At 61.2% G+C, this 13,805-nt stretch carries 13 protein-coding genes and 1 riboswitch; of the genes, 8 read left to right on the top strand and 5 right to left on the bottom strand.

Annotated features, from left to right (window positions below; translation table 11 throughout):
- Window positions 1–24: 24 nt before the first annotated feature.
- From ACA057_RS02365 to ACA057_RS02375, 3 genes are all read right to left on the bottom strand, one after another.
- Entirely contained in the window at window positions 25–837 is an 813-nt protein-coding gene (locus ACA057_RS02365; RefSeq protein ID WP_497345657.1) for an aldo/keto reductase, read from the bottom strand.
- A complete protein-coding gene (locus ACA057_RS02370) occupies window positions 834–2,009 on the bottom strand; it encodes an NAD(P)/FAD-dependent oxidoreductase (protein WP_497345659.1) in 1,176 nt (391 codons plus the stop codon). The genes ACA057_RS02365 and ACA057_RS02370 overlap by 4 nt, the downstream gene beginning before the upstream one ends.
- A 109-nt stretch (window positions 2,010–2,118) precedes the next feature.
- Window positions 2,119–2,451 carry a DMT family transporter gene (locus tag ACA057_RS02375; protein WP_008027887.1) on the bottom strand — a complete coding sequence of 111 codons (333 nt, stop codon included), beginning with the start codon at window positions 2,449–2,451 and terminating at the stop codon, window positions 2,119–2,121.
- Window positions 2,452–2,554: 103 nt separating this feature from the next.
- Here ACA057_RS02375 and ACA057_RS02380 point away from each other — a divergent pair, with 103 nt between their 5' ends.
- Both ACA057_RS02380 and waaA read left to right on the top strand, forming a co-directional pair.
- A complete protein-coding gene (locus ACA057_RS02380; RefSeq protein ID WP_497345661.1) occupies window positions 2,555–3,457 on the top strand; it encodes a LysR family transcriptional regulator in 903 nt (300 codons plus the stop codon).
- Between the two features lie 11 nt (window positions 3,458–3,468).
- Complete coding sequence (waaA, locus tag ACA057_RS02385) at window positions 3,469–4,746, top strand: lipid IV(A) 3-deoxy-D-manno-octulosonic acid transferase (protein ID WP_497345663.1); 1,278 nt, start codon at window positions 3,469–3,471, stop codon at window positions 4,744–4,746.
- A gap of 127 nt (window positions 4,747–4,873) precedes the next feature.
- Here the strand turns inward: waaA and ACA057_RS02390 are convergent, their stop codons facing one another.
- Window positions 4,874–6,307, bottom strand: a complete 1,434-nt coding sequence (locus tag ACA057_RS02390; protein WP_401362460.1) for a TolC family outer membrane protein — start codon at window positions 6,305–6,307, stop codon at window positions 4,874–4,876.
- Between the two features lie 192 nt (window positions 6,308–6,499).
- A riboswitch (TPP riboswitch) is annotated at window positions 6,500–6,605 on the top strand.
- A 163-nt stretch (window positions 6,606–6,768) separates the two neighbouring features.
- Between ACA057_RS02390 and thiC the strand changes: the two genes are divergently transcribed.
- Together thiC and cytX are read left to right on the top strand one after the other, a co-directional pair.
- Entirely contained in the window at window positions 6,769–8,658 is a 1,890-nt protein-coding gene (gene thiC, locus ACA057_RS02395) for a phosphomethylpyrimidine synthase ThiC (protein WP_497345665.1), read from the top strand.
- A gap of 151 nt (window positions 8,659–8,809) precedes the next feature.
- Entirely contained in the window at window positions 8,810–10,102 is a 1,293-nt protein-coding gene (gene cytX / locus ACA057_RS02400) for a putative hydroxymethylpyrimidine transporter CytX (RefSeq protein ID WP_497345667.1), read from the top strand.
- On the opposite strand, the gene ACA057_RS02405 is transcribed toward cytX, so the two are convergent.
- A complete protein-coding gene (locus tag ACA057_RS02405) occupies window positions 10,071–10,817 on the bottom strand; it encodes an RsiV family protein (RefSeq protein WP_401362468.1) in 747 nt (248 codons plus the stop codon). The genes cytX and ACA057_RS02405 overlap by 32 nt on opposite strands.
- A gap of 213 nt (window positions 10,818–11,030) precedes the next feature.
- On the opposite strand from ACA057_RS02405, the gene ACA057_RS02410 reads away from it, so the two are divergent.
- From ACA057_RS02410 to ACA057_RS02425, 4 genes are all read left to right on the top strand, one after another.
- Window positions 11,031–11,648: an NUDIX domain-containing protein gene (locus ACA057_RS02410; protein WP_497345669.1), complete on the top strand. Its 618-nt coding sequence runs from the start codon at window positions 11,031–11,033 to the stop codon at window positions 11,646–11,648.
- Window positions 11,639–12,091, top strand: a complete 453-nt coding sequence (locus ACA057_RS02415; RefSeq protein WP_046819863.1) for a DUF1249 domain-containing protein — start codon at window positions 11,639–11,641, stop codon at window positions 12,089–12,091. The genes ACA057_RS02410 and ACA057_RS02415 overlap by 10 nt, the downstream gene beginning before the upstream one ends.
- A gap of 98 nt (window positions 12,092–12,189) precedes the next feature.
- On the top strand, window positions 12,190–13,005 hold the full coding sequence (cpdA, locus tag ACA057_RS02420) for a 3',5'-cyclic-AMP phosphodiesterase (RefSeq protein ID WP_497345672.1): 816 nt from the start codon (window positions 12,190–12,192) through the stop codon (window positions 13,003–13,005).
- Between the two features lie 186 nt (window positions 13,006–13,191).
- Window positions 13,192–13,800 (top strand): YqiA/YcfP family alpha/beta fold hydrolase, encoded by a 609-nt coding sequence (locus tag ACA057_RS02425; RefSeq protein ID WP_497345674.1) that lies wholly within the window; start codon window positions 13,192–13,194, stop codon window positions 13,798–13,800.
- Window positions 13,801–13,805 lie beyond the last annotated feature (5 nt).

The raw sequence follows: 13,805 nt of genomic DNA on the forward strand, positions 1-13,805 counted from the left end.
CTGCTTAAGGCCGCGTGGGCGGCATCAGTTTCTACGTAGGACCTGGGCAACGGTCGCGACGTTGTGGGCGAGGTGCAGCGGATTAATGGTCCCGACAATAGCACTGGCAACGCCCGGATGTTCAAACAACAACTCGAAGCTGGCGCGCACAGGGTCCACACCTGGGCTCAGGCACACGTGACCGCTGGCGAGGGCTTTTTTGACCAGAATGGCTTTGCCGTGAGCAGCAGCATAGTCAATGACGGGCTTCTCGTTCTGTTCGTTCAGATTGTAGGTGACCATCGCGCAATCGCCTTGCTCCAGAGCCTTCAAACCGCCTTCGACGGTTTTACCGGAAAAGCCGAAGCCACGAATCTTGCCTTCGCGCTTCAGCTCGGCGAGGGTCGCATAGACTTCGCTGTCGTTCAGGATCGCCAGGTCGTTGCCATCGGAGTGCACCAGCACCAGGTCGATGACATCCGTTTCCAGGCGTTGCAGGCTGCGTTCTACCGAAAGCCGGGTGTGCGCGGCGCTGAAATCGTGGCTTGAGTGACCGTCGGCAAACTCTTCGCCGACCTTGCTGACGATCACCCAGTCCTGACGCTGACCCCGCAACAACGGGCCGAGGCGCTCTTCGCTGCGGCCATAGGCCGGGGCGGTGTCGATCAGGTTGATGCCCATGTCGCGCGCGAGTTTGAGCAGCCTGCGCGCTTCGTCATCGTCGGGGATCTGGAAGCCACTGGGGTACTTCACCCCTTGATCGCGGCCCAGTTTCACCGTGCCCAGGCCCAGGGGCGAAACCAGCAGGCCGGTGCTGCCCAAGGGGCGATGCAGGTCGTGCAGGGTCGGTTGGCTCATGGCAACAGTTGCTCCCAGGCAGGAACGCCCATCGGTGGTTTTGGCAATTCAGGCAACGGGGCAGGATGACTTGGCTGGATGCCGTCGCGTTGCAGGGAGGCAATGACACGATCGGCGAAGTCCGGCGCCAGCGCCAGTTTGGTTGGCCAGCCGACCAGCAAGCGACCTTCTTCGGCCAGGAACGCGTTGTCGGGGCGCGTCAGGCCCGATTGCAGCGGCTCGGCGCGATCCACGCGAAGCGTTGCCCATTGCGCAGTGCTCAGGTCGATCCACGGCAGTAACTGGCCGAGTTCTTTTTGCGCCGTGGCGATTTGCTCGGCCGGGTCTCGGGCAACCCCTTCGGCTTCGGCGATATCGCCGCCCAGGTACCAGACCCATTGGCCGTCGGCCGCTGGATGGGTGGTCACGGTAATGCGTGGTTTGGTGCCGCCGCCCAGGCAATGCGCATACAGCGGTTTGAGGCCCGGACCTTTTGCGATGATCATGTGCAACGGCCGGCGTTGCATGGCGGGTTGGGTCAGCCCAAGCGTTTCAAGCAATGCCGCCGTACCGGCACCGGCGCTGAGGACGATGCGCTGGGCGCGGATCTCGCGCTCGTCAACCTTCAAGCCGACGAGTTTTCCACCCTCCAGCAACGGTTCGATCTGCTGCCCGGCGAGCAAGCCATCGCCTGCCAGATCGGCCAGGCGCTGGACCAGGCTCGGCACGTCGATTACCAGTTCCGCCAATCGGTAAACCTTGCCCTTGAAGCGTTTGTCTTGCAGGGCGGGCGGCAGCTGATCGCCCTTGACCTGATCGACGCGGCCGCGCACCGCTTTGCTGGCAAAGAAACTGGTGAGGTTGCCGGCGATTGTGCCGGGGGACCAGAGGTAATGGGCTTCGGACAGCAGGCGTACACCCGACAGGTCCAGTTCGCCATCGCCGGCCAGGGCTTCACGCCAGCGACGCGGCATGTCGGCGATCGCTTCCGAGGCGCCGGTCAGGGCGCCATGCAACGCGTACTTGGCGCCGCCGTGGATGATGCCCTGGGACTTCACACTCTGCCCGCCACCGAGGCTGGCGCTTTCCACCAGCACGGTCGAAAACCCTTGGCGGCGCAGGCGCGCATTCAGCCAGAGGCCGGCGACACCAGCGCCGACAATCAGAACGTCGGTGGAAATAACGGATGGCATGCAGCGACCTCAGTGTTCAAGACGAAGGCGCAGTATACAGACTCAAAGATTGGAGGTTTTGTTGGCGATCAACAGGGTGCATGCGAAACCTGTGGGAGCGCTTCGGGTTTTAGTGCCCGGCGGTTTTGGAGAAAAGCTGGATGACGACGACACCCAGCACAATCAGCGCCATCCCCAGCATCGCTGGCACGTCCAGTTTCTGCCCGTAGATGAACAGCGCCGCGACGCTGACCATTACAATCCCCATGCCGGCCCACACTGCATACGCCACGCCCACCGGCACGCTGCGCACCACCAGCGTCAGCATCCAGAAGGCAATGCCGTAGCCGACGATCACCAGAATCAGTGGCAGTGGCGTGCTGAAGCCTTTGACCGCTTTCATCGAAACAGTGGCAATCACTTCAGCGCAGATGGCGATGGCCAGGTAGTAGTAAGCGGTCATGGGTCAATCCTCGTATGAAGTGTTGCTTTCTAAGGTCGGCATTTTAGAGATTCTTCAGATGCGGTAAAGTCATTACCTATCTGTTCTGAAGATGGGTTGAGCCATGAGCATGCAATGGAATCTGGAGCAGTTGCGCTTGTTTGTCAGCGTCGCGGAGCAGCGATCGTTCTCGGCCGTGGCGCGGGATCAGCGCAAGGCGCAGTCGGCGGTCAGCAGTTCGATTGCGCTGCTGGAAGAGGACCTGGGTGTGAGCCTGTTCGATCGCAGCAGCGGCCGTCAGCCGAAACTCACTGAGGCTGGCAACGCCTTGCTGGAAGAGGCGCGGGAGGTGCTGCGCCAGTGCGAACGCCTCAACGGCCGGGCGCTGGCGATGATGCGCGGTCAGGAAGCGCGCCTGTGCGTGGCGCAAGACGAGGCAATGCCGTATCAGCCGATCATCGAAAGTTTCGAAGCGCTTTCCGAGCAATTTCCCAGCCTGGAAGTGCAACTGACCAGCGCCGCCCAAGGCGAGGTGGCGCGCAAACTGGTGGAGCGTCGGGCTGACCTGGGCTTGCTGTTTTATCACGATCAAATTCCCGAAGCGCTTGAGCGCCGGGTGCTGGGCAGTGTTGAAATGGTCACGGTGTGCGGCGTCGGGCATCCACTGGCGACGCAGGCTCAGGTCGATTGTCAGCAGTTGGCGCAACATCGGCAGCTGCTGATGTCCACTCAGTCCAGTGTCTATCCGGGCAGCGAGCCGGCCAGCCCGCAAGTCTGGCGGGCCGACAGTTTCTACGTGATGGCCGAATGGCTGATTCGCGGCCTCGGCTGGGCCTGGCTGCCGCGCCACGTGGTGCAGTACCCGGCGTATCAGGATCAGATGGTCGAACTGAACAGCGAATGGACCCCGCCAGCGCTGGTGGTGGAACTGGTCTGGCGCCGCGACGAGCCCCTCGGCCCGGCCGCGCGTTGGTTGGCGGAACGTTTTGCCGTGCACTTGCAGGCGATCGGCGAGAAAAGCCGATAAACTCCGCCGCCATGAATAGAACTCTCTACACCGCGCTGTTTTACCTGGGGCTGCCATTGGTAGCGATTCGGCTGTGGCTGCGCTCGCGCAAGGCGCCGGCGTATGCCAAGCGCATTGGCGAGCGTTTTTCCCTCGGACTGCCGGCGATGAAGCCCGGTGGTATCTGGGTGCACGCGGTGTCCGTGGGCGAGAGCATTGCCGCGGCACCGATGATTCGCGCCTTGCTGCAACGCTATCCGACACTGCCGATCACCGTGACGTGCATGACCCCGACCGGTTCGGAGCGCATCCACGCCCTGTTCGCCAACGAGCCGCGCATCCAGCACTGCTATTTGCCGTACGATTTGCCGTGCGCGGCAAAGCGTTTTCTTGATCGGGTCCAGCCGAAACTGGCGGTGATCATGGAGACCGAACTCTGGCCGAACCACATTCACCAATGTGCCCAGCGCGGCATTCCCGTGGCGCTGGCCAATGCGCGACTGTCAGAGCGCTCGGCCAAGGGGTATGGCCGCTTTGCCAAACTGACCGGGCCGATGCTCGCCGAGATGAGCCTGTTCGCGGTGCAGACCGAAGCCGAGGCCCAGCGCTTCCGCGATCTCGGCGCGCGCGCGCAAACCGTCGACGTGACCGGTTCGATCAAGTTTGACCTGACCATCGACCCGCAACTGCTCCAGCGCGCCGCCGAGTTGCGTGGCCAATGGCAGGCGCAGGAACGCCCGGTGTGGATCGCCGCGAGTACGCATGACGGTGAAGACGACGTGGTGCTGGCGGCGCATCGTCAGTTGCTCGCCAGCCATCCCGATGCCTTGCTGATTCTGGTGCCGCGCCATCCCGAGCGTTTCAACCCGGTGTTCGAGTTGTGCCGGCAGCAGGGTTTTGCCACGGTGCGTCGTTCCACGGGTGAACCGGTGACTGCGGATACCACGGTGTTGCTGGGCGACACGATGGGCGAGTTACTGTTTCTGTATGCGCTGGCCGACAGCGCCTTCGTCGGCGGCAGCCTGGTACCGAATGGCGGGCATAACCTGTTGGAACCGGCGGCGCTGGCCAAGCCGGTATTGAGTGGGCCGCACCTGTTCAACTTCCTCGAAATCGCCGCGCAGTTGCGCAGTGCCGGGGCGTTGCAGGAAGTGGAGGATGCCGAAAGTCTGGCGCTGGCCGTGCAGCGGCTGTTCGAATTGCCGCGCGATGCGCAGCGGATGGCGGAGGCAGGGTTGAAGGTGATGCGCAGCAATCAGGGCGCGTTGCAGCGATTGCTGGATGGGTTGGGGCGGTTGATCGACCGTTAAACCGCGTCGCCTGCATTCGCGAGCAAGCCCGCTCCCACACTAGATCTCATGTGAACACAAAATGTGTGCACGCCGCAGATCAAGTGTGGGAGCGGGCTTGCTCGCGAATGCTTTTGGCTTTTTGTGCTTAAGGCCGGGCTTTGAGTTGCTCAGCCGCAGCCTTTGCCAGGTCCGGCGGCAGGAAGTCTTTGTCCGGGTTGTAATCGGCCTTCAGGTAACGCCCCAGATCCTGCAAATCCCCAGGGTTCAACGTGCCGGCAGCCTGCTTCAAGCGCAGGTTGTCGAGAATGTAGTCGTAGCGCGTGTTGTTGTAGTCGCGCACCGAGGTGTACAGCTGGCGCTGGGCATCCAGCACGTCGACGATGTTTCGCGTGCCCACCTGATAACCGATTTCGGTCGCTTCCACCGCGCTCTGGTTGGAGATGATCGACTGCTTGCGCGCCTGCACCTGCTCGACGTCGGTGTTGACCGCGCGGTGCAGATTGCGGGTGCTCTCGACGATCTGCCGACGCAGCGATTCGCGTTGCTGCTCGGACTGATCCAGTTGTGCATACGACTGGCGCACCTGGGAGTTGATCAGGCCGCCGCTGTAAATCGGGATGTTCAATTGCAGGCCCACCGTCGTTTGCTCGACGTTGCCACCGTAAGGCTGGCCGAAGGCGTTCGGGTTGCTGAAACCGAGGGCGTCGTTGTCGCCTTTCTCGTATTTCGCCACGGCGTCCACGGTGGGCGCATGGCCGGCCTTGCGCTGCTTGAGGGTTTCTTCGGCGGCGCTGACGGCGTAGTTGCTGGCCAATAAATTCAGGTTCTGTCTGGCTGCCGTATCGACCCAGGCTTTGGCGTCGTTCGGCACCGGCGGCAAGATCGGCAGGGTGTGGACAACCCCCCAGATCGAGTTGTACTGACGGTTGGTCAGGGTGATCAGGGCTTCGAACGCATCGTCCACCTGACGCTGGGCGACGATCCGGTTGGCCCGCGCCGTGTCGTAACTGGCCTGCGATTGCAGCACGTCGGTCTTGTCCGACAGGCCGACGTCGAAGCGCTCGTTGGACTGGTCAAGCTGGCGTTTGAACGCGGCTTCCTCAGCTTTGGTCGAGGCCAGGTTGTCCTGGGTGCGCAGCACGTTGAAGTAGCTTTCGGCACTTTGCAGGATCAGGTTTTGCTGGGTCGCCGAGAGCTGCAAGGCGGCCTGTTCGTTGACGTCTTTGGCGGCCTGGAACTGGAACCAGCGATCAGCGCGGAACAGCGGTTGCGCCAAGGTCGCCTGATAGGAATGAGCGTTACGGTTGGCGGTCGCCGAAGGCTGATCGATCGCGGTGCGCACGGCGGCCAGTTCAGCACCACCCGAGAGATTGGGCAGCAGCCCGGCGCGGGCCTGGGGCACGACTTCTTTCTGGGCGCCATATTGAGCGATGGCGGCCGCGAGGTCGGCGTTGTTGTCCACCGCCTCCTGATAGACGCTGACCAGATCGGTTTTGGTCGATAAGGGCGCTTCTGCTGCCCAGGCCATTCCATTGGACGCACAAGACACGGCAACGGCCAGTGAGAGTTTGCGCAGCATGAGGCGATCCCTAAAAAATTACGCTGATAATTTGAGCGCCAAAGGTACGGCGCGACCCGCATAGCGTCAAGGCGCAGCATGGCTTGGCGAGTGTAGTTGCGCCTACGCGTGGCAACAATCCTGTAATTGCGCCATTCATCATGGTGTTTACCTCGGTGTTGGCGTTCTTTGTCAGTTGTGTCTAGACTGGCCGGGTTCTTGTCGGGGTGCCTTGCTATGAGGCTGAGATCGAATAATTTCGGATCCCGTTGAACCTGATCAGGTTAGCGCCTGCGTAGGGAACAAGATTTCTCGTCACCCGGCGAGTCCTCTTGTGCTTCGTCCGGGATGTTGTTCGACAATCGAACACCCCTCGAGCACTGAGCACAGCACTGCTGGTTTCCCCAGCTCACGTGCGTCCATTCGTTACAGGTTCGCTCCGACAAAATTCCAATGCCTGGATGCTGTCTGGAGAGCCCGTGATGACGATAAAATTAAAAAACACTACGAACCTGAGTGACTCGGCCCAAGTCGATCAACAGTCGGTTCAGCCGTTTACCCGTTCGCAAAAAGTCTATGTCCAGGGCTCCCGCCCGGACATCCTCGTGCCGATGCGCGAAATCAGCCTCGACGTGACGCCGACCGACTTCGGCGGCGAGATCAACGCGCCAGTGGTTGTGTACGACACCTCGGGTCCGTACACCGACCCCAACGTCATCATCGACGTGCGCAAAGGCCTCGGCGATGTGCGTTCGCCGTGGATCGAATCCCGTGGCGACACCGAACGCCTGCCGGGCCTGAGCTCGAACTTCGGCCAGGAACGCCTCGCCGATGCCGAGCTGACCAAGTTGCGTTTCGCCCACGTCAACAACCCGCGCCGCGCCAAGGCCGGTGCCAACGTCAGCCAGATGCACTACGCCCGCAAAGGCATCATCACCGCCGAGATGGAATACGTCGCCATCCGCGAAAACATGAAGCTGGAAGTGGCGCGTGCCGCGGGCCTGCTGGACCAGCAACACGCCGGTCACAGCTTCGGCGCCAGCGTACCGAAAATCATCACTCCAGAATTCGTCCGTGACGAGATCGCTCGCGGTCGCGCGATCATTCCGGCCAACATCAACCACACCGAACTGGAACCGATGATCATCGGCCGTAACTTCCTGGTGAAGATCAACGGCAACATCGGCAACAGCGCACTGGGTTCGTCCATCGAAGAAGAAGTGGCGAAACTGACCTGGGGCATTCGCTGGGGTTCGGACACGGTCATGGACCTGTCCACCGGCAAGCACATTCACGAAACCCGCGAGTGGATCATCCGTAACTCGCCGGTGCCGATCGGCACCGTGCCGATCTATCAGGCGCTGGAAAAAGTTGGCGGCGCTGCCGAAGACCTGACCTGGGAACTGTTCCGCGACACGCTGATCGAGCAGGCCGAGCAAGGCGTCGACTACTTCACCATCCACGCCGGTGTGCTGCTGCGCTACGTGCCGCTGACCGCCAAGCGCGTGACCGGCATCGTGTCCCGTGGCGGTTCGATCATGGCCAAGTGGTGCCTGGCGCACCACAAAGAGAACTTCCTCTACACCCATTTCGAAGACATCTGCGAAATCATGAAGGCCTACGACGTCAGCTTCTCGCTGGGCGATGGCCTGCGTCCGGGCTCGATTGCCGACGCCAACGACGCCGCACAATTCGGCGAGCTGGAAACCCTCGGCGAGCTGACCAAGATCGCCTGGAAGCACGACGTGCAGTGCATGATCGAAGGCCCTGGCCACGTGCCGATGCAGTTGATCAAAGAGAACATGGACAAGCAGCTGGAGTGCTGCGACGAGGCGCCGTTCTACACCCTCGGCCCGCTGACCACGGATATCGCACCGGGCTACGACCACATCACCTCGGGTATCGGTGCGGCAATGATCGGCTGGTTCGGTTGCGCGATGCTCTGCTACGTGACGCCGAAGGAACACTTGGGCCTGCCGAACAAGGATGACGTGAAGACCGGGATCATCACCTACAAGATCGCCGCGCATGCCGCCGATCTGGCGAAAGGGCACCCGGGCGCGCAGATCCGCGACAATGCCTTGAGCAAGGCGCGTTTCGAATTCCGTTGGGAAGACCAGTTCAACCTGGGCCTCGATCCGGACACCGCGCGTTCGTATCACGATGAAACCCTGCCGAAGGATTCGGCCAAGGTCGCGCACTTTTGCTCCATGTGCGGGCCGAAATTCTGCTCGATGAAAATCACCCAGGAAGTCCGCGAGTACGCGGCCAACCAGCGGATCGAAACGATCGATGCCGAAGTCGCCCAGGGATTGGCGGAACAGGCCGAGCGGTTCAAGCAGGAAGGCAGTCAGCTGTACAAGAAGGTTTGATCTGACCCGAAAGGGAGGGGCCTGAAAGGGCCCCATCGCCAGCAGGCTGGCTCCCACAGGGGACTTGTGAACACCCCCAATCCCCTGTGGGAGCCAGCCTGCTGGCGATAGCGATCGATACAACAACAAATGTCCCTCTGAGATAACACCCTTGAGCATTCAACCCAGCACATATTCCCCTGATGTTGCGGTGCCGACCGACAAACGTGTCTTCGGCGGTCGCGATCTGTTTTCCCTGTGGTTCTCCCTCGGCATCGGCCTGATGGTCCTGCAGACCGGCGCTCTGCTCGCGCCAGGCCTGGGCCTGTCCGGCTCGCTGCTGGCGATCTTCCTCGGCACGCTGGTCGGCGTGCTGTTGCTGGCCGCCGTCGGCGTGATCGGTAGCGACACCGGCCTGTCGTCGATGGCCGCGCTCAAGCTCAGCCTCGGCAAACGCGGCGCGAGCCTGCCGGCGGTACTGAACCTGCTGCAACTGATCGGTTGGGGCTCGTTTGAAATCATCGTCATGCGCGACGCCGCCAGCCTGTTGGGCGCGCGTGCATTCAGCGAAGGCAGCCTGCTGTCGAACCCGCTGCTCTGGACCATTTTCTTCGGCGGCCTGGCAACCTTGCTGGCGGTCAGTGGCCCGCTGACGTTCGTGCGGCAGATCCTGCGCAAGTGGGGCATCTGGCTGCTGCTGGCGGCGTGCATCTGGCTGACCTGGAACCTGTTCGCCAAAGCCGATCTGGCGGCGTTGTGGGCACAGGCCGGTGACGGTTCGATGCCGTTTGCCGTGGGCTTCGACATCGCCATCGCCATGCCGCTGTCGTGGCTGCCGCTGATTGCCGACTACTCGCGTTTCGGCAAGCGTGCGAAAAATGTCTTCGGCGGTACCGCCATCGGCTTCTTTATCGGTAACTTCTGGCTGATGAGCCTGGGCGTGGCCTACACCCTGGCGTTCGCGCCGAGTGGTGAAGTGAATGCCTTGCTGTTGGCCTTGGCCGGTGCTGGCCTGGGGATTCCGCTGCTGCTGATTCTGCTGGATGAGTCGGAAAACGCGTTCGCCGATATTCACTCGGCAGCGGTGTCCAGCGGGATTCTGTTGCGCTTGAAAGTCGAGCACCTGGCATTGGCCATCGGCGTGATCTGCACACTGATCGCCTGCCTGGCGCCATTGGCCCAGTACCAGAACTTCCTGTTGTTGATCGGTTCGGTGTTTGCGCCGCTGTTCGGCGTGGTGCTGGTGGATCACTTCATCCTGCGCAAACGCAGTGCTCAGGTGGCGTCAGCCGCGTTGCGCTGGCCGGCGTTGCTCGCCTGGTTGGGCGGGGTGAGCACTTATCACTTGCTGGCCAACTTGTACCCGGACATCGGCGCAACCCTGCCGTCGTTGATTCTGGCAGGGCTGCTGCAGCTGGTGCTGGGTCGGGCCTTCAGTTACGGCCCGGAAACAGCTCGGGCTTGAGAATGCCGTTCAGGCGTGGGTAAGGGATCTTCAGTTCGACGTGGCCCAGCGCGTAAGGCGCGATGGTGCTCACTTCGTACTTGAGGATCACCCCGCCGTAGGTCAGCGCCACGTTCTGGGTTTTCTGGAACGGCCAGCTCTTGACGAACTCCGGTTCCTGATCGAGCTTGGTGCTGATCAACCAGCTGTTATGCGCGACCTGCGCCGCTTTCCAGAACGCTTCTTCCTGCCCGGGTAACAGCATGTCCGACAACGTCAGCACTTTATGTTGCTGGCGCGAATAGTTGATGAAGCTGCGACCCGGCGTGCCGTGTGCGCCGCCGGTATCCAGATAGCTGGAAAATTCGACGATCACCAAGCCGTCATGCTGCTCACGTACCTTGGCTTGCAAGTAGCTGCTGTAGCGCGGGCCGGCGGTGCGCAAAAACTCATCGCGATAGGCCGCCAGCGTCGGCGCCGCCGGGGCGTCGGGCGAGGTGCGGGTCATTTGCAACAGGCGTTTTTCGATGATGCCGTCAAGCTGGGGTTCGGCCGGGAAGCGCAGCGTATCGATGTTCACCAGCGGGCAATCAGGCGTCGTGCAACCTGGCTTCAGCTGTTCGGACGCGTCGCGGGTAGTTTCCAGCGGCGCCCGGTAGTTGGGCTGGAACAGACTCTGGCACGCGCCCAGGGTCAGGGCGATTGCGGCCACGGAGGCGATTTTAAAAAGCGACATGGGCGTCCTTCATAAAACAGGGAAAGGCGAAAAGTTATCCGCTTCGACTATCAACGAAGCAGTCAGTTCGCCACTAAGCTAATTAGAGTTGGTTTCACCCTCACCGTCCATCCCGCTGACGGTAAAGGGGCTGCATCAAAGGTCGCGGGCGCGTTAGGATGGCGCGAAGTCGAGGCTGGAGCCTCGGATAGGATTTGTAGAACGAGGATTGTCATGACTGATTTTGCCAACGCCATTCCGACCGCCGTTGATATCGTTCGGCGCGAAAAGTGCTTCGAGGGCTTCTACAAGCTCGATCGGGTGCACTTGCGCCACGAATTGTTCGCCGGTGGCATGAGCCGCGAAATCCATCGTGAAGTGTTCGTTCGCCATGACGCGGTCTGCGTGCTGCCCTACGATCCGCAGCGCGACGAAGTGGTGCTGATCGAACAGTTTCGCGTCGGCGCCATGGGCAAGACCGACAATCCGTGGCTGATCGAGCTGGTCGCTGGTCTGATCGATAAGGATGAACAACCGGAAGAAGTTGCTCACCGCGAAGCGCAGGAGGAAGCTGGGCTTGTGTTCGGGGCGCTCTGGCCGATGACTAAATACTTTCCATCGCCGGGCGGCAGCAATGAGTTCGTGCATTTGTACCTTGGGCGCTGCGATAGCGCCGGGGCTGGCGGCCTGCATGGGCTGGAGGAAGAAGCAGAAGATATCCGCGTCACGGTCTGGGCGTTTGAAGATGCCCTGCAAGCCGTACGCGACGGTCGTATTGCCAACGCGGCAAGCATCATTGCCTTGCAATGGTTAGCGTTGAACCGCGTTGAAGTGAGGGGGTTATGGTCGTAAACAAGCTGCGCGATCGCTATCGGGTGGACCTGGTGGGGCTGCAAGCGTCCTGCGAGGCGAACTACGCACGACTGATGCGACTGCTGCCGGACATGCGCAATGAGCCGGCCGCGCGGCGTATTGCCGTGACCCATGGCGACCAGATGCTCGGCGTACTGGCCCTGGAAGTGCTGCAGGTCTGTCCGTACACCACGACCCTGCAAGTGCGTCAGGAACACAGCCTGCCCTGGCTGCCGGTGCCGCAACTGGAAGTTCAGGTCTATCACGACGCGTGCATGGCCGAAGTGGTCAGTGCTGAACATGCACGACGCTTTCGCGGCATCTATCCTTACCCGAACGCCTCGATGCATCAGCCGGATGAAAAAGCCCAGCTGAATATGTTCCTGGGGGAATGGCTGAGCCATTGTCTGGCGTTGGGGCACGAGTACGAAGTCGTACGGTAGTTGTGAACTGCGTCAGGTTCACAGGTTTCCCCTTTTGATCGTCCCCCAGCATAATTGCGGCACTCATCCATCCCGTGATTCAGCCCTGGGAGAACGCCTTGCCGAGCGTATCCACATTGACTACCGCCGATTCGGCGTTGCTGGTGCAACTCTCCGACAGTCATCTGTTTGCCGAAACGGACGGGGCGTTGCTGGGCATGAATACACGCGACAGCCTGCAAAAGGTCATCGAACTGGTGCGCCTGCAGCAGCCTCGGATCGACTTGATCATTGCCAGTGGTGATATTTCTCAGGACGGGTCGCTGGAGTCTTATCAGTTGTTTCGCGACCTGACGGGGCAACTCGATGCGCCGGCGCGCTGGATTCCGGGGAATCACGATGAGCCGCAGATCATGGCCGAGGCCGCGGTGCAGAGTGCCTTGCTGGAGTCGGTGGTGGATGTCGGTAACTGGCGGGTGACGTTGCTTGATTCGGCCGTGCCGGGTTCGGTGCCAGGCTATTTGCAGGATGAGCAGTTGCAGTTGCTGGCCCGCTCGTTGAGTGAGGCGCCGGAGCGCCATCATTTGGTGTGCTTCCATCATCATCCGGTGTCGATCGGGTGTGCCTGGATGGAGCCGATCGGGTTGCGTAATCCGGAAGCGTTGTTTGCGGTGCTGGACCGGTTTCCGCAGGTGCGTGCTGTTTTATGGGGGCATGTGCATCAGGAGATCGACCAGGATCGCAATGGTGTGCGGCTGATTGCCTCGCCTTCCACGTGTATTCAGTTCGAACCGGGCAGTGATGACTTCAAGGTTGGGGAGCAGGCGCCGGGGTATCGGTGGTTGCGACTTTTGCCGGATGGCCTTATTGAAACTGGCGTAGAGCGTGTGACCGGGTTCGACTTTCAGGTTGATTACGGCTCCAACGGCTACTGACTATCTGCGGTGCTGCCATCGCCAGCAGGCTGGCTCCCACAGGGATTTGTGCGCGACGCAGATTCAATGTGGGAGCCAGCCTGCTGGCGATGGCGTCCGCTCAGACGACATGAATTTTGCGGATGTCCCCGATTCCCCCGACACCCTGTAAACTCCGTCTCTTTACCCGACGCACAGGGAGCTCAAATGTCCGGTTCGATCCTTTATATCCACGGTTTCAACAGCGCACCCGCCTCGAAGAAGGCCACGCAGTTGGTGAAGGTGATGGAGCGGCTGGGTTTGGGCGATCAACTGCGCGTTCCGGCCTTGCATCACCATCCGCGACAGGCCATCGGTCAGCTGGAACGGGCGATTGAGGAGCTGGGGCGGCCACTGCTGGTCGGCAGCTCACTCGGCGGCTACTATGCGACTCACTTGGCCGAGCGCCACGGCCTCAAGGCCCTGTTGGTCAACCCTGCCGTCAGTCCGCACCGGATGTTCGACGGGTATTTGGGGACGCAGAAAAACCTGTATACCGATGAGGCCTGGGAATTGACCCACGACCATGTGACGGCCCTGGCCGAGCTGGAAGTGCCGGCGCCCCAGGATCCACAGCGGTATCAGGTGTGGTTGCAGACCGGCGATGAAACACTGGACTACCGCCTCGCCCAGCAGTATTACCGTGCCTGTGCCTTGCGCATCCAGGCCGGCGGCGACCATAGTTTCCAGGGTTTTGCCGAGCAATTGCCGGCCATGCTGAGTTTTGCCGGCATCGGCGCAGATGTGTATCAGGCGATTGATTTCACTGCACTGTGAATCAT

The sequence above is a fragment of the Pseudomonas sp. LBUM1661 genome (assembly GCF_059695925.1).